Source organism: Bradyrhizobium sp. 147, assembly GCF_023073935.1.
Lineage (GTDB): Bacteria > Pseudomonadota > Alphaproteobacteria > Rhizobiales > Xanthobacteraceae > Bradyrhizobium.
This window is the reverse complement of record NZ_JADPKL010000121.1, coordinates 1-20,593: the sequence shown is the minus strand read 5'-3', so window position 1 is coordinate 20,593 and position 20,593 is coordinate 1. Positions and strand designations below refer to the sequence as shown.

Here is a 20,593-nt window from a genome sequence, read left to right as displayed (position 1 = left end):
CATGGCTGACCGTGGCAGGGATGGGTCTCGCAGAGCGGCGCGCACACACGTTCTCGCGCTCGCGGCGCAGGGCCCGAGGTTTGCTATCCGTCTTCACCCTCATCGAGAAGGAAGAGAGGGCGCAGGGAAGGCCGGGCGCCGGCTGGCACCCAGGGTCCGCACGCGAAAAACGCACGCGGGGTGACCACAGGTGACGCCGGGACATCCCCGGCCTTCCCTGCGCAATGGTTTTACGGCCTATGGCGCGCTCTCCTCGGGGAGCGATGCACTATTGCCCCCGTCGCCTTGCGGATCAAAGATGCACGCGCCCGGTCGGGCCGCTTCACCACCGCAAGCCTTGACGCACAGACCCCCGGCGTCAGGACCACACGCTTTTGCCGTCCGCGGACGTCCCTCCCAAACCCATTCGGAAGCTCGCGCGTGCTCGCCCCCGAACTCGAAAGGAAACGCTGTGACCGCGCCGTGTCGATCCCGCGGATCGCGATGGCTCACAGGCCTAGCCCGCCCTGCCACCTCGTCACGCGCCGGCGCTGCCGCGTCCATCGCATCCCGGCCGACGTATCGTGACGATCGCGAAACGTCCCTTTGACGGGCCGGGATGTTTTGCGGTTTACCCGAAAACACGAATTCGGTCAATCGGAATTTTTCCGTCCCCTGCCCTTGACTTACATGTGGCGTGATTTGCCCGCGCAACGCGAGTAATTATGCGAAGGCGTTGGAGCGTGTCCGAACTGGGCACCCCGACTGCTCGTGATTCGTCGCTCTGCCTACTTGGGGGTGGCCAACCAACGGTGGCCGGAATGCCGGGCCCGACCTAAACGGTATTCTCGGAGTTGGTCACTACGGGCCAGTAGCGGCCATCATCGTTAACCGAAAGATGCCCGAAGTTTACGCGGCGTGCCGCAGTCCCGCACCATAAAGCCCAATGCGCGAACGGGGCGCGATGTGAATTCGTCCGCCGCCGATGATCGCTAATCAGACGCGACTATTTCAGTCCCTTTACAAACGCGAGGATTGTATCTGTAAGAGTCGTGTCTTCCGTATTCACTGAGTAAATTTCCGACATGTGGCTATGGCCTTTCAGCACCGCAAACGTTTGACAGTGATTGTTAGCACACATCGCAGTCTTCAGAGTTTCTGCTTGATCGATGTAGTACGGAACATCAATTTCTCCGCGCACGACTAACAATGGCAGCTTTGATTGGGCCAAGCCATTTAGCGAGGATCGCTCCCGCCATAATTCGGTATCCGCGCCGAAATAGGATTTCTGCCCCGCCACTTCGATTTGGGGACGAAGGTCATATGTGCCGGACACAAGTATTGCACCGACGACCACGGGCACGGCTGCGCGCGCTAGGTAACTGCCGACGTGCGATGCCCCGGCAGAGTGCCCCATCAGAAAAATGCGATTTGGATCGCCCCCGTAGTCCCGGATTTTCTCCTTTGTCCATGCCACTGCCGACGCGACATCGGCCGCCGCCGCGGGCCAGGGATAGTCGGGCGCGAGGCGGTAGGTCATGTTGACTCCGACCATGCCATTCTTCGTCGCCCACAACATGACATTGTCATAGTAGGGGCTTGAGCCGGCGCGCTTGTCGCCCCTCTCGTATCCGCCGCCGTGAACGAAGATGAGAACGGGACGAGCCTCGGGGGTCGTTGCCCGAAACACGTCCAGCAGATTTCGCTCGTGTTGGCCGTACTTGATGTTTCGATCGACTGTTACGTTTTCATACGGCTCTTTCGCTTGCAGCGGCGCGTACAACTTCCCGGTTTCGGGAGCATTTATCACAGCGCCCATTGCCTTAACCGCCTCAGCTTTATCCGGAGGCATTGGACCCGCCGAGGCTGACTGAAGGCTGAGCAACATGGTTGTAATAGCAATAGACCGACGCATTTCCGACACCTCAAAATGGATTGCAGGATAATCTTCTTGAAAGGCAGGACCCTCAGCGCAAAATCCAGACGGCACTCGACCTATGGTGAGCACCCTACAAGACAAATGTATCCCGCGATTTTCGTAACGAAAGCGACCTTCGAAACGGGTGTTTTGTCAGCACCGGGACGTGGCGAGAGATAGCTGACTTCTGAAAAAAGTCCCTCTTGGGCGCGCGCCAGTTCTTCCCTATACGGCTTGCCCGAGGCGTCTTTACTATCCTTCTGAACAAGGCCGAGGCGCGCACGGTTGGGATTGGCCACCATCTTGCCGTCCGGGCCCGCGCAGGTCGGATACAAGTCTCGGTCGCTGAAGCTCGGGTCGCTCTTATTGATTTTTTCGATTGTTGCAGCCGGGTCGGCCTTAATGCCGGAGACGACCCTTTCAAGCATGGCGCGCGCCTCACTTGCGGTGCCGTACTGTTGGCCAATGGCTGCTTGGATGAACAGGACTGAGGCGACGCCAGAAAGAATGATCCTAATCATTGTTCGCCCTCTACTAAGATAATGAATTCAATCCCTTTCCCTTCGCAGTTTCGAATCGGCCTGTCGAGATGCAAATTTGTGCTTGCGCTGCGCGTTTGATGGCGACCGGAAAAGTCCGCTGTGGGACCATTAGCGGAAGTGCATCGCCTGAATTTGCCGGTCAGGGTGTTCGCTTGCTAGCGAGCGGCTTGGCTATCTCCAGCGCGCAGTCGATGAATAGCCGCCGCGCTGGATTGGGAGTTCGGCCCTTCAGCGTGATGATTCCGATCGGCCACATCTGCGCAGGCATTTCGACGGGCAAGATTTTCATCGACAGCCGCTTGGCGCTGAAATGCAGCATCGATGCCGGAAGAAAGCTCAGGAAGCGCTCCGATGACAGCAATGCCGACTGCATGAGGATCGAGTACACGGTCACGCTGGGCCGCGGCACCTCGAGTGCGGACGCGTGAAATGCATTGGCAATCCAGCCGCCCGGAAAACTTTCGCGCGGTGGCAGGCACCAGCGCTCGTTGACCAACTCGGCGAGGCGGATCTTGCGCCGCTGCACCCACGGATTGTTCAAGCCTGCAACGACGACGCCGCTTTCGTGCAACAGCTCCCGCACATCGGTGTCAGCAGCGGGCGCCGGGCTCGGCAGCCGTCCGATCATCAGATCGATATCGTGGTTGCGCAGATGCCGATCCTGAAGCTCCGGCGGTTCGCCCTCGATGATATGAAGCGCGAGCCTCGGATATTGCCGGGATAGCCGATCGATGATGGCAGGCAGCAGGCCAGCCATCACAGGTTCTGTACTGCCGATGCGCAATTCGCCGGTTGTCGGATCAGCCAGCGCTTGCAGCTCGTCCACGCCACTGCGCAAATCGTTGCTCAGGGCGATGCTACGTTTGAGCAACGCCTCGCCATAAAGCGTAGGCGCCACCCCGAGACGGCTTCGCTCGAGGAGCGGAAGGCCAAGCGTTTGCTCGAGGCTCGCGATCATCTTGGAAATGACGGGCTGCGAAATGGCAAGGTGCTCGGCCGCCTTCGCCATGCTCCCGTGCTCGACGACAGCGATGAAGACATTCAGCTGCCGCAGCTTGATACGCTGACTAATCTGGGATGCGTCGAACATGCGACCCTTTCCGAAACGGAATAGAAGGATCGGAAAATAGAACTTTCCATATATAGGTATCAGGAACAAGCTGCAAATCGATAGTGACTTCTCACTTGCGAGTTTTGGAGCAGCACCATGTCGGAGACACCGCACTTCCGCTTGCCCCGTCGCACGTTCCTGCTGGGGGCCCTTGCAGCATCGTTGTCGGCCCATCAGGTCGCCGCGCAACCCTATCCATCCAACCTCATTCGAATTGTCGTCCCGACGAGTGCCGGCACGCCGCCCGATATCATCAGTCGCCTGGTGGCCGATGGACTTGCGGCCAACGAAGGTTGGCGGCTCGTCGTGGAAGATCGGCCGGGCGCTTTGCAAACCATCGCAATGAATGACGTAAGCGGCCGTCCGGCGGACGGCTATACGCTGCTCACCATGAGCTTGCCAATGATGGTCACTCCGACCCTGCTTCCGAAGGCAGAGACACGACCCGACGCGGATTTCGATCCGGTCGTCAAGATATCGACGTCCTATACGGTGCTCGTCACCACGCCATCGTTGTCCGTCAATTCCCTGCCCGAACTGGTCGCGCTGCTCAAGAGCAAGCCCGGGAAACTCAACTTCGCGTCCGCTGGCTTCGGCACACCTTCGCACCTGATCGGCGAGATGTTCGCATTGCAGGCCGGCGTGCACGCCACCCACGTACCCTATCAGCAGTTTTCGCAGGCTATCGCCGATCTGATCGGCGGCAACGTTGAATACATGTTCGTTACCACGCTTCCGGTCATCGACCTCATCGAGACCGGCAAGCTGCGCGCCCTCGCCGTCACCGCGCCTGCGCGGATCGCCGCCCTCAAGAACGTTCCCTCGGTGGCCGAAGCAGGCTTTCCAGATCTCGTGACGGCCGATTGGATCGGCTTTGCCGCCAGGCGAGGCACGCCCGCGGAGATCACCTTGCAGCTCAACAAAGCGATCAACAAGGTTCTTGCTGAGCCTAAAATCCGCGCTTCGCTCGACAAGATAGGAGCCGTACCCGTCGGCGGCACCGCCGCAGAATTTGGCGATGGAATCCGGTCCGATCTTGCCCATTGGGCCAAGATCGTCAAGGACGCGGACATCAAGCTACCCTAATGAGCGATGCCGGACCCAAAGGCCGGACGGGCCGCCGCGATGAAGCAGCATTTGCGATCACGCCGCCGCAGATCGTCGGCCCGTTCTATCCAATTCGGGAGCGTCCCGATCTGGCAACCAATCTGGCGCGCCCAATGGGCAGCGCCGCCGAGGCGCAGGGCCAGCTCATCTATGTCAGGGGGCGCGTGCTCACTCCTTCTGGAAAGCCGGTGCCGCATGCACTCATCGAAATCTGGCAAGCAAACGCTGCAGGGAAATATCGTCATCCGAGCGATATGAACCCAGCGCCGGTCGATCCCAATTTCAAGGGCTTCGCGCGCCTGACCGCAGACGCGTCCGGCTGCTACAGTTTTCGTACGATAAAACCGGGCCGCTATCCGACGGCAGAAGGCGAAATCAGGCCGCCGCACATTCACCTCACCGTCGAGGGCCGGTTCGATCGCCTGGTAACCCAGCTCTATTTCGCGGGCGAAGCCGAAAACCTGACCGACCGCTGGCTCAACGCGGCTCCGCACCCCGACCGGCTGATCGTCAACTTGCAAGAGCCGCCATCCCACCTCGAGAAGCACGCGATGGTCGCGGATTTCGACATAATCTTGGCCAGCGGATGATGGCGGTGTAGGCGGGCCTCCAAGTCGGGCTTTGGTACCGCCCGGCAAACGGTCTGCTGTCCCTCCAATGCCCGACATTCACCTCTCGTTGCTGCGCTCCTTGCCGGCGAGCGAACTGAGAATGCGGATTATTCGGAGACTTCAAGCCCGGTGCCTTGAGGTCGCCCGAGCAGGCATTTCATTCCGGCGGTTCCACCGTCCGTCGAAGTAGCTGATCGCAACCTGTACACCCAGGAGGGTAGCAGGCGACCCGCTCCGCCCAAACAATCACTGCCGCGTGAATGAGACCGATCGGCGCGGCGACGAAGTCAGCCGGAAACAAACTCGGCTTAGCGTCCTCACTGACCTGCAAAAGGAGCGACGGCCATGATCGGCGCAACTTGGAATCGCAAAGGACGCACGCTCGTCATCGCAAATTGCGTGGCCGCCACGGCTGTTTTATTGGTCGTGGCCGCTGCTCCCCGGCCTGTCTCGAGTGCCGCCCTCGGCAGTGAATGGCAATGTAGCAAGTCGGCGTTTGTTTTAACGACGTGCCGTCCAGCGTCTGAAGATGATGTGACGCGAAAGCCGCCGGCGGAACCGCCGACCTTAAACGAACAGACCGGCGCCGGCTTGGGTGAACTTCACGTAGGTGTCACTCTCGTGCAACTCGAGCCAGCCCCGCTCGATCGCGAACTTGAAGCCGGCACGATACTCCGCTGCCATCGCCTTATCGCCGAATAGGAACGGGCCGTTGAACTTCTCGATGTGAATCCGGCCTCATGGTGGACCCGCGCCGAGACTTTCTCGATCTCGTGCGCAGATAGCTGTTGCCTTGCCTCACTGAGCAGACCGAGCCGGACCTCCATGACACGGGCCGTGACTTCGCCCAATAACGGACATGTACGCCGACGGGCGGCCTACTTGCCCTCGTTCCATATGTCGGTGGCGAGCTTCCAGTCATTTCCGACCTTTTCCCAAACAACGACGTACTTCCCGGTCACTTCCTGCGGTGTCGGCCCTTTGGTCTTCAGAGCAAACGTGCCGATCTCGCGTGCCGCCGAAGGGCCGAGCGACTTCACGTCAACAGTTGTGAGCTTCGGGTCGCTGACTTGATCCGCCATGCCTTTCCACATTACTTCGATGGCTGCTCGGCCCTGCACCATCGAGGAGCCGGGCGGCATCGCGATCGCATCAGCGCTATAGAGCGAGCCGATACCGGAGAAATCGCCCTTGTTGAAGAATTCAATAAATTTGGTGTTGATCGCTTCAATCTCGGACTTCTGGGCCAAAGCCGGAGCCGCCAGCGAGACCACGAATACCATCACCAGTACGATGTTGCGCATGATCATCTCCAACTCAAAGTACGATTCGATTGCAGCGCGGGTGTGTTGCCCACAGCGGAGGCGTCGAATGCCACATCCCAGACCGGGTTTGACAAAACAGCAACTCCGGGGAATTACCGTAAGAAGTATTGACGAACTGAGTACGACGTGGCGCCCTAGCCAACTCACTCGGTCCTGAGAGCGACGAGAGTGATTGCTCCTTGCAGTGGCGGCCCGCGCGGACGAGATGACGCGCTGTATCGCCAGCGTCGATGCGGAGCGAACAGTTTTCCGATCTTGGTTGAGGTCCGAGTTAGGTCATCAACCGACGACGCCCGCAAGCTGGGCCACTTCCGCTCTGCCGCCGGAGGCCGACATTGATGGGTCGACGGCCTAAGCCGGCACGATCACTTTGCCGATCGGCCACAGCGCGATGCCTGCGAGCTTCAAATGCGCCCAGGCGAAGGGGATGCCGATGATGGTCACGGCGAGAACCAGGGCGGTGAGGAGATGGCCGAGCGCCAGCCACCAGCCGGCGAGCACGAACCAGATGACGTTGCCGATCACCCCGAGCGGGCCGGTGCCGATATCGCTCATCCCGGTGACCTCGTCGCGCCGCACCGCCCTCGAGCCGAATGGCAGCAGTGTGTAGACGGCAATATTGAAGGCCGCCCGCGCCCAGGGCAGGCCGATGATAGTGATGGCCATGATGACCGCGGCGATCAACCAGCCGAACGCCATCCAGGCGCCGCCGATGAGGATCCAGAGCAGGTTGAGCAGGATGGAAACGGGAGCCATGGGATGATCCGATGGTGGATGACGCCGTCTATATAGGTTCGAAATCTGTCTCTGCGAAGACGGCTCGATACCCACAAAACGAAGCCCGGACGCGCGAAGCGGACATCCGGGACCCTGGCTCTCAGTCTCCCGGGTATCGGCTCGCTCAGCCGGCTAGATCTTGCGTCCGGCCTGCTCCCAATAGGGATCGCGCAGGCGGCGCTTGAAGATCTTTCCCGAATCTTCGCGCGGCAGCCCGCTGCGGATCTCGATGTGCTTCGGCACCTTGTAGTCGGCGAGCGAAGCCTTCAAGCGCGCCCGCACATCGGCGGCCTCGAGCGTGATGCCTACTTGCGGTTCGACCACCGCCATCAGCGCCTCCCCGAACTCGGCATCGGGGATGCCGAACACGGCGCAATCATGCACGCCAGGCACTGCGTGCAGCACGGATTCGATCTCGGCCGGATAGATGTTGACGCCGCCTGAGATCACCATGTCCCGCTTACGGTCGCAGATGAAGACGTAACCGTCCTCGTCGATGTAGCCGACATCACCGGAGGTGATGAAGCCATCGCGGTCGATCTCGGCGCGCTTCTCCGGCTTGTTGTGGTAGGTGAAATCGGCCATCCCAGCCATGCGCGAATAGATCTCGCCGACTTCGCCCACCGGAAGCACGCGGCCGTCATCCCCGATGAAGCGCAATTCCGCGCCGGGCGAGATCCTGCCGACCGTGCCGGGCTTCTTCAGCGCATCCTCCGAGGTTGCGAAGGTGACCGCGCTGGACTCGGTCGAGCCGTAGAATTCGTAGATCACCGGTCCCCACCATTCGATCATGGCGCGTTTGACCTCGGCTGGGCATGGCGCGGCCGCATGGATGACGTGGCGCAGCGAGGAGACGTCGTATTTCCTGCGCACCTCTTCCGGCAGCTTCATCAGGCGGATGAACATGGTCGGCACCATGAAGATGGTGTCGATCCTGTATCGTTCGATGAGTTCGAGAAATTCTTCGGCTTCGAAGCGCGGCATCAGCACCAGTGCGCCGCCGAGCTTGCCGGCGCGGATGCCGAAGGAGTTGGGCGCGGAATGATAGAGCGGGCCCGGCAGCAGCGCGCGGGCGCCGGGCTTGAGGCCGTAGATCATCGCGCGCATGCGCTCGCCGGCAGCCTGCTGCTCCGGCGTCGGCGCATTGCGGCGGACGCCCTTGGGATGGCCTGTTGTCCCCGAGGTGTAGATCATGCTCATCGGCTGCGGCACGACCGGGCCGTCATAGGGCTGGTGCTGGGCGAGCCAAGACTCGAAATCCATGGCGAACTCCGGAGTCTTCAGATGATCTGGATCGATCTTGTAATTGGACAGGATTTCCGGCGGCGTCGGCACGCTGAGCACGGTGACGCCGTTCGGTATGGCACCGCGCAAGGCATGCAGCATGTCGGCATGTCCGATCAGCACGGAGGTGCCGGTATCCTCCAGGATGTAGTTGATCTCCTCCGGCTTGAAGTGCCAGTTGATGGGCACGCCATAGGCGCCGAGCCGCATCGCAGCATAGGCGGCCTCCAGGAAGGCGATGTCGTTGCGCATCAGCATGCAGACGCAATCACCTGGCTTGACGCGGAGCTCGGCGAGGCCACTCGCGATGCGGTCGGCACGGTCAGCGACCTCGGCATGAGAGCGGCGACGGTTGCCGGAGACGATGCCCAGGAATTGAGACGGTTCGCTCATTTGTTCTTCTTGTTCAAAGTCGCCCCTCATGGTGAGGAGGCGCAAAGCGCCGTCTCGAACCATGAGAGCCCGTGGCCCATCCCTCGAGACGCCGCTGCGCCGCTCCTCGGGATGAGGTCTGTGCTAATCCGCAAACTTCGGCGCGCGCTTCTCCAGATTGGCCCGCACCGCCTCGGTCTGGTTCGCGCTGCCGATCAGCTTCTGCTGCTCGACGGATTCGGCGAGCAGCGCGGGGCCCGGATCGATCGAAAGATTGTTGAGCAGGCGTTTTGCGGCACGGATCGCGTCGGGGCTCTTGCCAGCGACCTCGCGCGCGGCTTCCAGGGCCGCTGCGCGCGGATCGTCGCAGATGCGGGTGGCGAGGCCGTAAGTCATCGCCTCCTGCGCGGAGAAGATGCGTCCGGTATAGGTGAGATCGCGCAGGATGTCGTCGCGCACCAGGCTTGCCAGGATCGGCGTGCCCGCCATGTCGGGCACGAGGCCCCATTTGATCTCCATGATCGACATCCGCGTATCGGGTGCGAGGAAGCGCATGTCGGCGCCGAGCGAGAGCTGGAAGCCGCCGCCGAAAGCAACGCCGTGGACGGCCGCAATCACAGGCACCAGAAGCTGACGCCAGCCCCACACCGCGGCTTGCGGAAAGTTTGCCTGCCCATGCGTGCGCTTGGTGAGGTCACGATTTTCGCCACCCGGAATTCCGTTGCCGCCCTTCTCCTTCATGGCGGCAAAACGCCCCATGTCGAGGCCGGCGCAGAAAGCACGGCCCTCGCCGGACAGCACGACGACGCGCACGCCCTTTTCCTTCGAAAGCCGCTCGGTCGCAGCGACAAGGGCCTCGAACATGGCCTGATCCAGCGCATTCATCTTGTCGGCGCGCATCAGGCGCACGTCGGCGACGCCGTCCGAGATCGAGATCGAGACGCGCTCTTCCATGGATGAATTCTCCCCTGTTCTTGTTCAGTGCCGCTTTACAGGACGCTGGCAGCCGGATTTAGTCAATCGACCAATTAACTGACAATCCCTACGAGGGAAACACCCATGTTCAAGGAAAATCTTCTGGCCGGACGCCGCATTCTCGTGACCGGCGGCGGCACCGGGCTCGGCAAGTCGATGGCGGCGCGCTTCCTCCAGCTCGGCGCCGAGGTGCACATCTGCGGCCGACGCAAGATCGTGTGCGACGAGACCGCGACCGAATTGATGGATCTCTATGGCGGCCGCGTCACCAGCCATGGTGTCGACATCCGCAACGCGCTCGCGGTCGAGGAGATGATCGAGACCATCTTTCGCGACGGCCCCCTCACCGATCTCATCAACAATGCTGCCGGCAATTTCATCTCGCGCAGCGAGGAGCTCTCGCCGCGCGGCTTCGATGCCGTCGCCAACATCGTCATGCACGGCACGTTCTACGTCACGCAGGCGGTCGGCAAGCGCTGGATCGCCTTGAAGCAGCCCGGCAATGTCGTCTCGATCACCGTGACCTGGGTGCGCAACGGCTCGCCCTACGTGGTGCCATCGGCGATGAGCAAGTCGGCGATCCACGCCATGACGATGTCGCTCGCCACCGAATGGGGTCGCTATGGCATCCGCCTCAACACCATCGCGCCGGGCGAAATCCCGACCGAAGGCATGAGCAAGCGGATCAAGCCCGGCGACGAGGCCGGCGCGCGCACCAAGGCGATGAACCCGATGGGCCGCGTCGGCACCATGGAGGAACTGCAGAACCTCGCGGTGTTCCTGATCTCCGGCGGCTGCGACTGGATCAACGGCGAGACCATCGCCATGGACGGCGCGCAGGCGCTCGCCATGGGCGGCAATTTCTACCAGCTCCGCGACTGGAGCGACGACGACTGGAAAGCCGCGCGCGAGAGCATCATGGCGCAGAACGAGAAGGATCGGGCCAAGCGGGGATGATCTCCCTCGTGCCCCGGACAGCGCAGCGCAAGAGGCGCTGCGTCCGGGACAGGAAACCGCGGTCGATTTGTCCCGTCTTGTCTTCACCCGCGGATGACGCCACACTCTGTGGCATAAGAACAAGACGACGGGAGAAACATGCCCACACAGCCTCTGGCCAATCTCGCCGACATGGTGCGCGAGCGTGCGAAAAGCCGCGGCAATGCCATTGCCTACGAGTTCGAGGGCCGCCTCACCAGCTTCGCCGAATTCGACGTCAACACCAACAAGGTCGCCCACGCGTTGATCGCAATGGGCGTGAAGAAAGGCGACCGCATCGCCTATCTCGGCAAGAACAGCGACATCTATTTCGAGCTGCTGATGGGCGCCATGAAGGCCGGTGTGGTGATGGCGCCGGTGAATTGGCGGCTCGCGGGACCCGAGGTCGCCTTCATCGTCGAGGATTGCAAGGCGCCGGTGCTGTTCGTCGGACCGGAGTTCATCGCGCTCGTTCGCCAAATCAAGGATCAGTTGCCGGGCGTGCGCACAATCATCACCACCGAAGGCGGCGCGCCGGAATGGCAGGATTTTGCGGCCTGGCGGGACGCGCAGAGCGGTGACGATCCGAAGCTCGCGATCGACACAAAGGATATCGCGATCCAGCTCTACACGTCGGGTACGACCGGCAAGCCGAAGGGCGCAATGCTCTCGCACGCGAACTTTCTCAATCTGGTGCAGACCGGTAATGCCGAGGACAAGCCGGAGTGGAACCGGTGGTCAACCGATGATGTCTCGCTGGTGGCGATGCCGATCTTCCACATCGGCGGCTCGGGCTGGGGCGTAATGGGGCTCTATCACGGCGCCCGCGGCGTAATCGCGCGCGAGTTCGATCCGGCCAAGGTTCTGGACTTCTTCGAGCAGTCCGGGATCACGAAGCTATTCATGGTGCCGGCGGCAATGCAATTCGTGGTGCGGCAGCCGCGCGCGAAGACGGTCGATTTCTCGCGGCTGAAATACATGCTGTATGGCGCCTCGCCAATTCCGGCGGCGCTGCTGAAGGAATGCATCGAGGTCTTCAAATGCGGTTTCGTGCAAATGTACGGCATGACCGAGACCACCGGCACCATCGTCGCGCTGCCGCCGGAAGCCCACGTCGCGGGACTGGAGCGGATGCGCTCGGCCGGCAAGGCACTGCCGGGCGTCGAGATCGCGATCCTGGACGCGGACGGCAAGCCGCTGCCGCCGCGCCAGGTTGGCGAGATCGCGACGCGCTCGGGCTCCAACATGGCCGGGTATTGGAACCTGCCCGAGGCGACCGCCGCTGCGCTTCGTTCCGACGGCTGGCTGCGCACCGGCGATGCCGGCTACATGGACGAGGACGGCTATCTCTATATCCACGATCGCATCAAGGACATGATCATCTCGGGCGGCGAGAACATCTACCCGGCCGAGGTCGAGAGTGCGTTGTGCGATCACCCTGATGTCGCGGAAGCCGCCGTGATCGGCGTGCCTGACGACAAATGGGGCGAGGTGGTGAAGGCTATGGTGGTCATGAAGCCTGGCAAGCAGGCCACAGCCACCGACATCATCAACTTCACTCGCGAGCGCATCGCTGGCTACAAGACGCCCAAGAGCGTCGAGTTTCTGCCGGCGCTGCCGAGGAATCCGAGCGGCAAGATCTTGCGGCGCCAATTGCGTGAGCCGTATTGGGCCGGAAAAGAGCGACGGGTGAATTGACCGCGTAGTGCCTTAAGGTGGGCAAAGGCGCAAAGCGCCGTGCCCACCATTCTTCGACGATTGCGGGAGAAGTGGTGGGCACGCTTCGCTTTGTCCACCCTACGACAGCGGTGCAAGCCGCTAATGCTTCCCCGGCCCCATATAGCCGAACAAGAACCCCGCGACCTTCCGCATCTGGATCTCCTCGCTGCCCTCAGTGATGCGATAGCGCCGGTGGTGGCGGTAGATGTGCTCGAACGGCTTGTGGCGTGAGTAGCCCATGCCGCCATGGACCTGCATGGCGCGGTCGGCGGATTCGCAGCAGAGGCGGTTTGCCCAGTAATTGCACATGGAGACGCGGTCAGAGAGCGTGCGCTCAATCTGCTCTTCGGTGAGCTGGTCCATCTCCCAGGCCGTCTTGCGGATCAGAAGACGCAGCATCTCGGCCTGCGTCGCGAGCTCCACCAACGGAAACTGGATCGCCTGGTTCTCGGCCAGTGCCCGGCCGAAGGGTTTTCGCTCACGCGCGTATTTGACGCTCTCGTTGATGCAGTAAACCGCGGCGCCGAGCGAGCTCGCGGCCTGGCGGATGCGGTTCTGGTGCACGAAGCACTGCGCCAAGGACAGGCCGCGGCCGACCTCGCCGAACAGGGCATCCTCAGGCACGAACACGTCCGTAAAGCTGACGCGGGGGTGGTCGGTCGGCATGTTGAAGGTCCACATGTACTCCTCGACCTTGACGCCGTCGCTCTTCGCCGGCACCAGGAAACAAGTGATGCCGCGCGCATCGCCGTCATTGCCGCTCGTGCGCGCAAACAGCGCGCAATGCGTGGCAACATGCATACCTGTCGTCCACATCTTTTCGCCGTTGATGATCCAGCCCTTGACGTTGTCGCGGGTCGCCGGCACGGCGCGCGTCTCCATATGGGTGGCGTCCGAGCCGTGATGCGGCTCGGTGAGGCCAAAGGTGATGCGGTACTTGCCTTTGATCGAGCCGTCGATCATCGCCTTCTGATCGTCGCGGCCGTAGCGGTCGAGCATGGTAACGACGGGGAAATTGCCGACGATGGAATGCTCGTTCTGGAGATCGTTGTGCAGGCCTAACCCCTTGGCGGCAAAATGCTCGCGGATCACGGCCATCCAGAGGTTGGAGCCGTCCTTGCCGCCATATTGCTTCGGCACCGGAAAACGCAGATGACCCGCGGCGTCCGCCAGGTCCTTGGCCTTGCGCAGCAGCGCCTCCCATTCGTGGCGCGGCAGGCCGCCATTCTCGAAATCGGTGCGCGCCCATTCGCGGCGGTGATCGAAGAAGCGGATATTGTCGTCGGCCGCTTCCAGCGGCCTGATCTCGCGCTCGATGAAACGGTCGAGCTCTCCGAGATAGGCGACCAGATCGTCAGGTAATGAGAAATCCAAGGCTTCTCTCCCGGAATGATTTTTCGTTTTGCGTTAAGGCGCTAGGCGCATTCTTGCTTCACACGATTAAGCGGAGAAGAGCGCATCCAAGTCAAGCAAGCCGAGACGTGTGAGGCACGCAAGGCGCGCTTGCGCAATTCGATGGTGCTCAAGCGCACCCGCGCGCTAGTATGACGACAATATTCCTTCACAAGAAAATGCGGGAGCGATCATGGAGCTGAAATTTTCCAAGGTGGAACGCAAGGGCCCGATCACGATCGTCACGCTGTCGCGGCCCGAGGTCTACAACGCGCTGCACACGGACGCGCATTTCGAGCTCAACAAGGTCTTCGACGATTTCTCGACCGATCCCGAGCAATGGATCGCGATCGTCACCGGCAGCGGTGACAAGGCGTTCTGCGCCGGCAACGATCTGAAGTGGCAGGCCGCGGGCGGCAAACGCGGCTGGGACAAGGGCGGCTTTGCGGGCCTGACCTCGCGGTTCGACTGCGACAAGCCGATCATCGCCGCCGTGAACGGCGTCGCGATGGGCGGCGGCTTCGAGATCGCGCTGGCCTGCGACCTCATCATTGCCTCGGAGAATGCCACCTTCGCCCTGCCCGAGCCGCGCGTTGGCCTGGCCGCGCTCGCCGGTGGCCTGCACCGGCTGCCACGGCAGATCGGCCTCAAACGCGCCATGGGCATGATCCTTACCGCGCGGCATGTCAGTGCCAAGGAGGGCCTCGAACTCGGCTTCGTCAACGAGGTGGTGCCGCAGGGCGAAGCACTCAGCGCCGCGCTGCGCTGGGCCGAGATGATCACCAAGAACTCGCCGATGTCGATCCGGGCCTCGAAGCAGGCAATCCAGAAGGGGCTTGGTGTCTCGCTGGAACAGGCGATCGAGCAGCAGCGGGAGTATCCGGCGGTGAAGGCGATGGTGGCGTCGCAGGATTACATCGAGGGCCCGAAGGCGTTTGCGGAGAAGCGACCACCGAAATGGGTGGGGAAGTAACGAGTCTTTCCGCCGTCATTGCGAGGAGCTCTTGCGACGAAGCAAATCCAGAGACCGCCTTCGTGGAAAGACTCTGGATTTGCTTCGCTGCGCTCGCACTGACGGGGAGAGAGCTACCCGCCTCGCGACAGCTCTCGCTTGTATGACGCGTAATTCGGCTGATCGACTGCGAGCTTGTCCATCGTGGTCTGCCAGAGGTGCTCGGCAAGGCCCGGCGTTGCGAGATCGATCTCGCCTTTGGCGATGCGCATCGCAAGAGTGCGGTTGAGGTCGATCAATGAACCGTCCATGCCGAGCAGCGCGCACAGCCGCTCCACCTCCGCCGCATCGCTGCCCTCCTCCCGCGTCAGCTGCCGTGTCACGAGATCGAGGATGTTGATGGCGACGCGCAGCTTGAAGGCCTGGTGGCCGGAGATCAGCGGCGTGATGTCATTGCGCAAGAAATCGGCGACTGACTTTGTCAGCTCGATCGGCGTGGGTTCGTCCTGCATGGTCAACTCCCGCGCGGCGCCAGCAGCCGCAATAGATCGATCTCGGTCTCGGAGGCGCGGCGTCCGATCATGGCGCGCTCCATGGAATGGTCGGGCCCCTCGCGAAACCGCTGCATCATGCCGCCGCACATGATGCCCCAGCGCAGCGTGCCCATTACTTCCCAGAATTTCACGCGCGACGGATCGACCTTGCGGCCCGCGGCCTCATAGCCCGCAAACAGCTCCTCGCGCGAGCCGAAGCCGCCGACCGGCTTGTCGATCTCGCCGAAACGCCACGAGTTGACGCAGACCCAGCCGAGATCCTCCATGGGATCGCCGAGATGGGCGAGCTCCCAGTCCAGCACGGCACGGATACCGTCGGCGCCGATGATGAGATTGCCGTTGCGGAAATCGCCATGTACCAGCGTCTCCTCCGCCGACGGACCGGGATCGTGCTCGCGCAACCAGCGCAGCGCCAGCTCGAACACGGGCTTGGGCCAGTTCAGGCTGCGATAGTCGCGCTCGAACTCATCGATCTCCTTCGCCGCGGTCATGCGGCGCAGCTCCGGCAGCTTACCCAGCGGCAGCTTGTGCAAACCGGCGAGCACACCGCCGATCTGCCGCGCCAGCAGTGGCCGTGCGGCTGCGAACTCCTCATCGCGCAAAATCTTGCGGGCGATGGTTTCGCCCTCGACCCGCTGCATGATGAAGCCGGTGCCGAGATCGTCCTCCGGCGTGAGCACATGCATCACGCGCGGCGACGGCAGGCTTGCCTCGTAGGCGAGTTGCATCAGCTGGGCTTCAGCGGCGAGGCCCGCCGCGCGCGTTGGCGCGGCGCCATAGCCTTTCGGCGAGCGGCGCAGGATTGCGCCTATCAGCCCATCGGGATGCACGATATCGAAGCGCCACGTTTCCTGACTGGCGCCGCCGGAGAGCTTGGCCGCACCGGCGACGCCGGTCGCACCGGTGCACCAGCGCGCGACGCTGCGGGAAAGCTCCGCCTCGATCATTTGCCTTTGAACTGCGCCGGGCGCTTCTCCAGGAACGCGCCGACGCCTTCGCGGAAGTCCTCGGTGTCGCCCGCTCGGAGCTGGCACTGGAATTCGAGGTTGAGCTGATCCTCGAAGGAATTTTCCGGGCTGTCCCAATAGAGTTTGCGGATCAGCGACAGCGCCACGGTCGGGCCGCTGGCGAGTTCGCGTGCGAGCTTCATCGCCTCCTCCATCAGCACGCCGTCATCATAGACACGGTTGACGAGGCCCCATTCCAACGCCTTCTCGGCCGGCAGCCGCTCGCCCATCAGCGACAATTCGATCGAGCGCGCCCGACCGATCAGGCGCGGCAAGAGCCAGGTGGAGCCGCAATCCGGCACGAGACCGATGCGGCGGAAGGCTTGCAGGAAATAGGACGAGCGCGCGCACAGGATCATGTCACCGAGCAGCGCGAAGCTCATGCCGGCGCCGGCGGCGGGACCGTTGACCGCGGTCACGATCGGGCAATGCAGGTTTCGGATGCGGCGCAGGAACGGATGAAAGCCGGTCTCGAGCGTCAGGCCGGCCTTGGTCTTCTTCGACTGGTTGTTGCGGCCCTGGAGATTTGCGCCGGTGCAGAACGCCCGCCCCGCGCCGGTCAAAACGACGCAGCGCACCTCATCCTTCTTCTCCTCGATCGCGTCCAGCGCTTCGGCAAGACCGCCCAGCATGTCCACGGAGACTGCGTTCATCACCTCCTGATGGTCGAGCTTGAGGATCGCGACCGAACCATCGAAATCGAGCGTGACGTGTTTGAACTGCATGGTTTCCTCGTCAGCTTGCCGGCCTGTGTCAGTTTCGCAGACCGGAATTTGTTTTGCCGGGGCGCATATTTGATTTTTGGCGCGGTCTTGTCCATGGTGATCGGAGCATAGCAAGCAATCTTGCGCGCAGCGGCTGATCCGCCGCAGGCCAAAAACGGGAAACGCGCCATGAACCTTTTCGACCTTTCCGGCCGCGTCGCCGTGATCACCGGCGGCAATGGCGGCATCGGGCTCGGCTTTGCGCAGGCGCTCGCCGGCCAGGGCTGCAACGTCTCGGTCTGGGGCCGCAATGCTGACAAGAACAAGGCTGCTGCCGCGAGCCTGGCCGGCCTTGCCGGCAAAGTTGACACCCGCGTCTGCGACGTCACCGATCCGGCCTCGGTCGATGCTGCGATGAAGGCGACGCTCGACGCGTTCGGCCGGGTCGACGGCTGCTTTGCCAACGCAGGCATCGGTGGCGGCGGGCGGCGCTCGTTCATCGAGCGGACCGAACAGGAATGGCGCACGATGTTTTCGACCAATCTCGACGGCGTATTCCACGCGTTCCAGGCTGCGGCAAAGCACATGACCGAGCGTGCCAATGCCGGCGACCCCTTCGGCCGGCTGGTTGCGACCTCGAGCCTCGCCTCGATCTTCGGCACCGCGCGCAACGAGCATTATGCGGCGACCAAGGCCGCCATCAACGCGCTGGTGCGTGCGCTCGGTGTCGAGCTCGCGCGTTACGGGGTCACCGCGAACGCGATCCTGCCGGGCTGGATCAAGAGCGACATGACCGCGGGGCTCATGGCCAACGACAAGTTCGTCGCCAACGTGATGCCGCGCATTCCGGTGCGGCGCTTCGGCGAGGCATCCGATTTCGGCGGCATTGCCGTGTATCTGATGAGCAAGGCGTCGTCGTATCACACCGCCGATACGTTCGTGATCGACGGCGGCTATACGGCGTTTTGATTTCGTAACCCGGATGGAGTGCAGCGCAATCCGGGACAACCAAAAGCAAACAACCCGGATCTCGCTGCGCTCCGTCCGGGCTACAAACTCGGAGGAAATTGGCAAATGTTCTCGCACGTGATGATCGGCACCAACGATCTCGACAAGGCCAAGACGTTCTACGACAAGCTGCTCGGCACGCTCGAGGTGCGGCCGGCCAGGGTCGACGGTCATCGCATCTTCTACATCACCAAGACCGGTGTGTTCTCGGTGTCGAAGCCGATCAACGGCGAACCGGCGACCTGCGCGAATGGCGGCACGATCGGCTTTGCCTGCAATTCGCCGGAGCAGGTCGAGGCTTGGCACGCGGCCGGTGTCGCGGCCGGTGCGACCTCGATTGAGGATCCGCCCGGTGTCCGCCAGGGACCGGGCGGCAAGCTCTATCTCGCTTATTTGCGCGACCTCGACGGCAACAAGATCTGCGCGATGCATCGGATGCCGAACTAGGTCTGGGCCACAACCACAATTGTCATGCCCCGGCTTGCCGTCTTCGCTGAAGCTTCGCCGGCCGAGAGCGCTTGTAGGCCCGGCGTAGCCTAGTAGCGGAGCCGGGACCGGGGCATCCAGTACGCCGCCGCCTTTCGGTTCAATCACCGCCGTCTCTGGAATACTGGATCGCCCGATTGAATCGGGCGATGACAGCGGAGCTTGTCGCGAGCGCACCGAAACCTCATCACCATTCAAACAACATTTCAAACGCCTTCGCGATATTCCATCGCATGGCATGGCTCTACGTGAAAAATGCGCGCTCGCACTTTGGCGGCGCTGCGACTATTCTTGCGCTCAGCGGAATCCTAGCGCTCCGGGAGGAACAATGACAAAGCACACCTACATTCCCCGCACCACCAACTACACCCTCAATCCCGGCGACGAGCTCAACGACTTGCGCATGTCGGAGCAGGTCCGCCCGCTCTACGACCACGTCAAGAAGTTCATCCGCGAAACCGTCGAGCCGATGTCGATCGAGTTCGCCAAGGCCGGCGAGAGCAAGGAGGATCGCTGGAGCTTTACGCCGAAGCAGCTCGAGGTGCTCGAGAAGGCCAAGAACAAGGCCAAGCAGGAAGGCCTCTGGAACTTCTTCCTGCCCGATGACGAGACCGGTCAGGGCCTGAAGAATCTCGACTACGCCTATATCGCCTCCGAGCTCGGCAAGAGCCCGCTGGCATCCGAGACCATGAATTGCTCGGCGCCCGATACCGGCAACATGGAAGTTCTGGAGCGCGTCGGCACCAAGGAGCAGAAGGAGAAATGGCTGAAGCCGCTGCTCAACGGCGAGATCCGCTCGGCTTACGTCATGACCGAGCCGAACGTCGCCTCCTCCGACGCCAAGAACATCTCGACCACGGCCAAACTCGTCGGCAACGAATGGGTCATCAACGGCGAGAAGTACTACATCTCAGGCTTAGGGGATCCTCGCTGCAAGATCCTCATCGTGATGGTGAAGACCAATCCGGATGCGGCACCGAGCAAGCAGCAGTCGCAGATCCTCGTGCCGCGCGACACGCCCGGCGTCGAGGTGCTCGGGCCCATGTACGTGTTCGGCCAGGACCACGCTCCGCGCGGCCACATGCATATGCGCTTCAATAATGTCCGGGTGCCCAAGGAGAACATCCTGCTCGGCGAGGGCCGCGGCTTCGAGATCTCGCAGCTCCGCCTCGGCCCCGGCCGCATCCATCACTGCATGCGCACCATCGGCAAGGCCGAGAAGGCGCTCGACCTCATGGTGCAGCGCGGCCTCACCCGCGAAGCGTTCGGCAAGAAGATCGCCCATCTCGGCGGCAACATGCAGATCATCGCGCAAGCCCGCTGCGAGATCGAGGCGATGCGGCTGATGGTGCTGAAGGCCGCGAAGGCGATGGACGTGCTCGGCAACAAGGAGGCCCGCGTCTGGGTCTCCATGGTCAAGGCCATGGTGCCGGAGCGCGCCTGCAAGATCATCGACCAGGCTATCCAGATGCACGGCGCCACCGGCATCTCGCACTGGACCCCGCTGGCCGAGATGTATCAGGACGTGCGTCACCTCCGCTTTGCGGACGGTCCGGATGAAGTGCACTGGATGGTGGTGGGACGCCACGAGCTGAGCATGGCGTGAGCCGCGCGGTGCTGTAGGGTGGGCAAAGGCGCGCTCTTCGCGCCGTGCCCACCATCACGCATTGTTACACGAGGCGGTGGGCACGCTTCGCTTTGCCCACCCTTGTATTAGCCTGATCGGTTATGTTGAGCCGTTCCGTGAGGAATGGCCCAGCCCGGGTGGCCGCCCGAGCTGGGTCGCCGTTCGATC

19 protein-coding genes are annotated in these 20,593 nt (G+C 62.3%); 8 read left to right on the top strand and 11 right to left on the bottom strand.

What is annotated here, in order from left to right; genetic code table 11:
• Window positions 1-985: 985 nt before the first annotated feature.
• From IVA87_RS29555 to IVA87_RS29545, 3 genes are all read right to left on the bottom strand, one after another.
• Window positions 986-1,894: an alpha/beta hydrolase gene (locus IVA87_RS29555; RefSeq protein ID WP_247336447.1), complete on the bottom strand. Its 909-nt coding sequence runs from the start codon at window positions 1,892-1,894 to the stop codon at window positions 986-988.
• An 80-nt stretch (window positions 1,895-1,974) separates the two neighbouring features.
• A complete protein-coding gene (locus tag IVA87_RS29550; protein ID WP_247336444.1) occupies window positions 1,975-2,418 on the bottom strand; it encodes a cache domain-containing protein in 444 nt (147 codons plus the stop codon).
• A gap of 160 nt (window positions 2,419-2,578) precedes the next feature.
• Window positions 2,579-3,529 (bottom strand): LysR family transcriptional regulator, encoded by a 951-nt coding sequence (locus IVA87_RS29545; RefSeq protein WP_247336441.1) that lies wholly within the window; start codon window positions 3,527-3,529, stop codon window positions 2,579-2,581.
• A gap of 117 nt (window positions 3,530-3,646) precedes the next feature.
• Between IVA87_RS29545 and IVA87_RS29540 the strand changes: the two genes are divergently transcribed.
• Together IVA87_RS29540 and IVA87_RS29535 are read left to right on the top strand one after the other, a co-directional pair.
• Window positions 3,647-4,636: a tripartite tricarboxylate transporter substrate binding protein gene (locus IVA87_RS29540; RefSeq protein ID WP_247336438.1), complete on the top strand. Its 990-nt coding sequence runs from the start codon at window positions 3,647-3,649 to the stop codon at window positions 4,634-4,636.
• Window positions 4,636-5,247, top strand: a complete 612-nt coding sequence (locus IVA87_RS29535; protein ID WP_247301378.1) for a protocatechuate 3,4-dioxygenase — start codon at window positions 4,636-4,638, stop codon at window positions 5,245-5,247. The genes IVA87_RS29540 and IVA87_RS29535 overlap by 1 nt, the downstream gene beginning before the upstream one ends.
• An 899-nt stretch (window positions 5,248-6,146) precedes the next feature.
• Here IVA87_RS29535 and IVA87_RS29530 read toward each other — a convergent pair.
• The 4 genes from IVA87_RS29530 to IVA87_RS29515 all read right to left on the bottom strand — a co-directional run bounded on the left by IVA87_RS29530 (window position 6,147) and on the right by IVA87_RS29515 (window position 9,980).
• Window positions 6,147-6,572, bottom strand: a complete 426-nt coding sequence (locus IVA87_RS29530; RefSeq protein WP_247301385.1) for a DUF4440 domain-containing protein — start codon at window positions 6,570-6,572, stop codon at window positions 6,147-6,149.
• Window positions 6,573-6,944: 372 nt separating this feature from the next.
• Entirely contained in the window at window positions 6,945-7,349 is a 405-nt protein-coding gene (locus IVA87_RS29525) for a YccF domain-containing protein (RefSeq protein WP_247301386.1), read from the bottom strand.
• A 153-nt stretch (window positions 7,350-7,502) separates the two neighbouring features.
• Complete coding sequence (locus IVA87_RS29520; protein WP_247301388.1) at window positions 7,503-9,047, bottom strand: acyl-CoA synthetase; 1,545 nt, start codon at window positions 9,045-9,047, stop codon at window positions 7,503-7,505.
• A 123-nt stretch (window positions 9,048-9,170) separates the two neighbouring features.
• Window positions 9,171-9,980 (bottom strand): crotonase/enoyl-CoA hydratase family protein, encoded by an 810-nt coding sequence (locus IVA87_RS29515; RefSeq protein ID WP_247336434.1) that lies wholly within the window; start codon window positions 9,978-9,980, stop codon window positions 9,171-9,173.
• A 105-nt stretch (window positions 9,981-10,085) separates the two neighbouring features.
• Between IVA87_RS29515 and IVA87_RS29510 the strand changes: the two genes are divergently transcribed.
• Window positions 10,086-10,958 carry an SDR family oxidoreductase gene (locus IVA87_RS29510; RefSeq protein ID WP_247301391.1) on the top strand — a complete coding sequence of 291 codons (873 nt, stop codon included), beginning with the start codon at window positions 10,086-10,088 and terminating at the stop codon, window positions 10,956-10,958.
• Between the two features lie 138 nt (window positions 10,959-11,096).
• The gene (locus IVA87_RS29505; RefSeq protein WP_247301393.1) at window positions 11,097-12,674 is read left to right on the top strand and encodes a fatty acid--CoA ligase; all 1,578 of its coding nucleotides are present in this window, start codon (window positions 11,097-11,099) and stop codon (window positions 12,672-12,674) included.
• Window positions 12,675-12,794: 120 nt separating this feature from the next.
• On the opposite strand, the gene IVA87_RS29500 is transcribed toward IVA87_RS29505, so the two are convergent.
• A complete protein-coding gene (locus IVA87_RS29500; RefSeq protein ID WP_247336431.1) occupies window positions 12,795-14,069 on the bottom strand; it encodes an acyl-CoA dehydrogenase family protein in 1,275 nt (424 codons plus the stop codon).
• A gap of 211 nt (window positions 14,070-14,280) precedes the next feature.
• Between IVA87_RS29500 and IVA87_RS29495 the strand changes: the two genes are divergently transcribed.
• Entirely contained in the window at window positions 14,281-15,060 is a 780-nt protein-coding gene (locus IVA87_RS29495) for an enoyl-CoA hydratase-related protein (protein WP_247301395.1), read from the top strand.
• Between the two features lie 113 nt (window positions 15,061-15,173).
• Here IVA87_RS29495 and IVA87_RS29490 read toward each other — a convergent pair whose 3' ends face one another.
• Genes IVA87_RS29490 through IVA87_RS29480 form a run of 3 tightly spaced genes read right to left on the bottom strand, consistent with a single transcriptional unit; the run spans window position 15,174 to window position 17,325 of the window.
• Window positions 15,174-15,551, bottom strand: coding sequence for a DUF6285 domain-containing protein (locus tag IVA87_RS29490; protein WP_247336428.1), 378 nt, complete (start codon window positions 15,549-15,551; stop codon window positions 15,174-15,176).
• Window positions 15,552-15,553: 2 nt separating this feature from the next.
• Window positions 15,554-16,540 (bottom strand): phosphotransferase family protein, encoded by a 987-nt coding sequence (locus IVA87_RS29485; protein WP_247301399.1) that lies wholly within the window; start codon window positions 16,538-16,540, stop codon window positions 15,554-15,556.
• Window positions 16,537-17,325, bottom strand: coding sequence for an enoyl-CoA hydratase/isomerase (locus IVA87_RS29480; RefSeq protein ID WP_247301400.1), 789 nt, complete (start codon window positions 17,323-17,325; stop codon window positions 16,537-16,539). Before IVA87_RS29480 ends, IVA87_RS29485 begins: the two co-directional genes overlap by 4 nt.
• A 168-nt stretch (window positions 17,326-17,493) precedes the next feature.
• On the opposite strand from IVA87_RS29480, the gene IVA87_RS29475 reads away from it, so the two are divergent.
• From IVA87_RS29475 to IVA87_RS29465, 3 genes are all read left to right on the top strand, one after another.
• On the top strand, window positions 17,494-18,273 hold the full coding sequence (locus IVA87_RS29475; protein ID WP_247301401.1) for an SDR family oxidoreductase: 780 nt from the start codon (window positions 17,494-17,496) through the stop codon (window positions 18,271-18,273).
• 105 nt (window positions 18,274-18,378) lie between these two features.
• Window positions 18,379-18,759: a VOC family protein gene (locus tag IVA87_RS29470; RefSeq protein WP_247301402.1), complete on the top strand. Its 381-nt coding sequence runs from the start codon at window positions 18,379-18,381 to the stop codon at window positions 18,757-18,759.
• A 367-nt stretch (window positions 18,760-19,126) separates the two neighbouring features.
• Entirely contained in the window at window positions 19,127-20,404 is a 1,278-nt protein-coding gene (locus tag IVA87_RS29465; protein WP_247301404.1) for an acyl-CoA dehydrogenase family protein, read from the top strand.
• Window positions 20,405-20,593: the final 189 nt, after the last annotated feature.

What these genes read in the sequence shown, in the direction of transcription:
- IVA87_RS29555 (WP_247336447.1), bottom strand. Translation starts at nt 1,894, where the DNA reads ATGCGTCGGTCTATTGCTATTACAACCATGTTGCTCAGCCTTCAGTCA.
- IVA87_RS29550 (WP_247336444.1), bottom strand. Translation starts at nt 2,418, where the DNA reads ATGATTAGGATCATTCTTTCTGGCGTCGCCTCAGTCCTGTTCATCCAA.
- IVA87_RS29545 (WP_247336441.1), bottom strand. Translation starts at nt 3,529, where the DNA reads ATGTTCGACGCATCCCAGATTAGTCAGCGTATCAAGCTGCGGCAGCTG.
- IVA87_RS29540 (WP_247336438.1), top strand. Translation starts at nt 3,647, where the DNA reads ATGTCGGAGACACCGCACTTCCGCTTGCCCCGTCGCACGTTCCTGCTG.
- IVA87_RS29535 (WP_247301378.1), top strand. Translation starts at nt 4,636, where the DNA reads ATGAGCGATGCCGGACCCAAAGGCCGGACGGGCCGCCGCGATGAAGCA.
- IVA87_RS29530 (WP_247301385.1), bottom strand. Translation starts at nt 6,572, where the DNA reads ATGCGCAACATCGTACTGGTGATGGTATTCGTGGTCTCGCTGGCGGCT.
- IVA87_RS29525 (WP_247301386.1), bottom strand. Translation starts at nt 7,349, where the DNA reads ATGGCTCCCGTTTCCATCCTGCTCAACCTGCTCTGGATCCTCATCGGC.
- IVA87_RS29520 (WP_247301388.1), bottom strand. Translation starts at nt 9,047, where the DNA reads ATGAGCGAACCGTCTCAATTCCTGGGCATCGTCTCCGGCAACCGTCGC.
- IVA87_RS29515 (WP_247336434.1), bottom strand. Translation starts at nt 9,980, where the DNA reads ATGGAAGAGCGCGTCTCGATCTCGATCTCGGACGGCGTCGCCGACGTG.
- IVA87_RS29510 (WP_247301391.1), top strand. Translation starts at nt 10,086, where the DNA reads ATGTTCAAGGAAAATCTTCTGGCCGGACGCCGCATTCTCGTGACCGGC.
- IVA87_RS29505 (WP_247301393.1), top strand. Translation starts at nt 11,097, where the DNA reads ATGCCCACACAGCCTCTGGCCAATCTCGCCGACATGGTGCGCGAGCGT.
- IVA87_RS29495 (WP_247301395.1), top strand. Translation starts at nt 14,281, where the DNA reads ATGGAGCTGAAATTTTCCAAGGTGGAACGCAAGGGCCCGATCACGATC.
- IVA87_RS29490 (WP_247336428.1), bottom strand. Translation starts at nt 15,551, where the DNA reads ATGCAGGACGAACCCACGCCGATCGAGCTGACAAAGTCAGTCGCCGAT.
- IVA87_RS29485 (WP_247301399.1), bottom strand. Translation starts at nt 16,540, where the DNA reads ATGATCGAGGCGGAGCTTTCCCGCAGCGTCGCGCGCTGGTGCACCGGT.
- IVA87_RS29480 (WP_247301400.1), bottom strand. Translation starts at nt 17,325, where the DNA reads ATGCAGTTCAAACACGTCACGCTCGATTTCGATGGTTCGGTCGCGATC.
- IVA87_RS29475 (WP_247301401.1), top strand. Translation starts at nt 17,494, where the DNA reads ATGAACCTTTTCGACCTTTCCGGCCGCGTCGCCGTGATCACCGGCGGC.
- IVA87_RS29470 (WP_247301402.1), top strand. Translation starts at nt 18,379, where the DNA reads ATGTTCTCGCACGTGATGATCGGCACCAACGATCTCGACAAGGCCAAG.
- IVA87_RS29465 (WP_247301404.1), top strand. Translation starts at nt 19,127, where the DNA reads ATGACAAAGCACACCTACATTCCCCGCACCACCAACTACACCCTCAAT.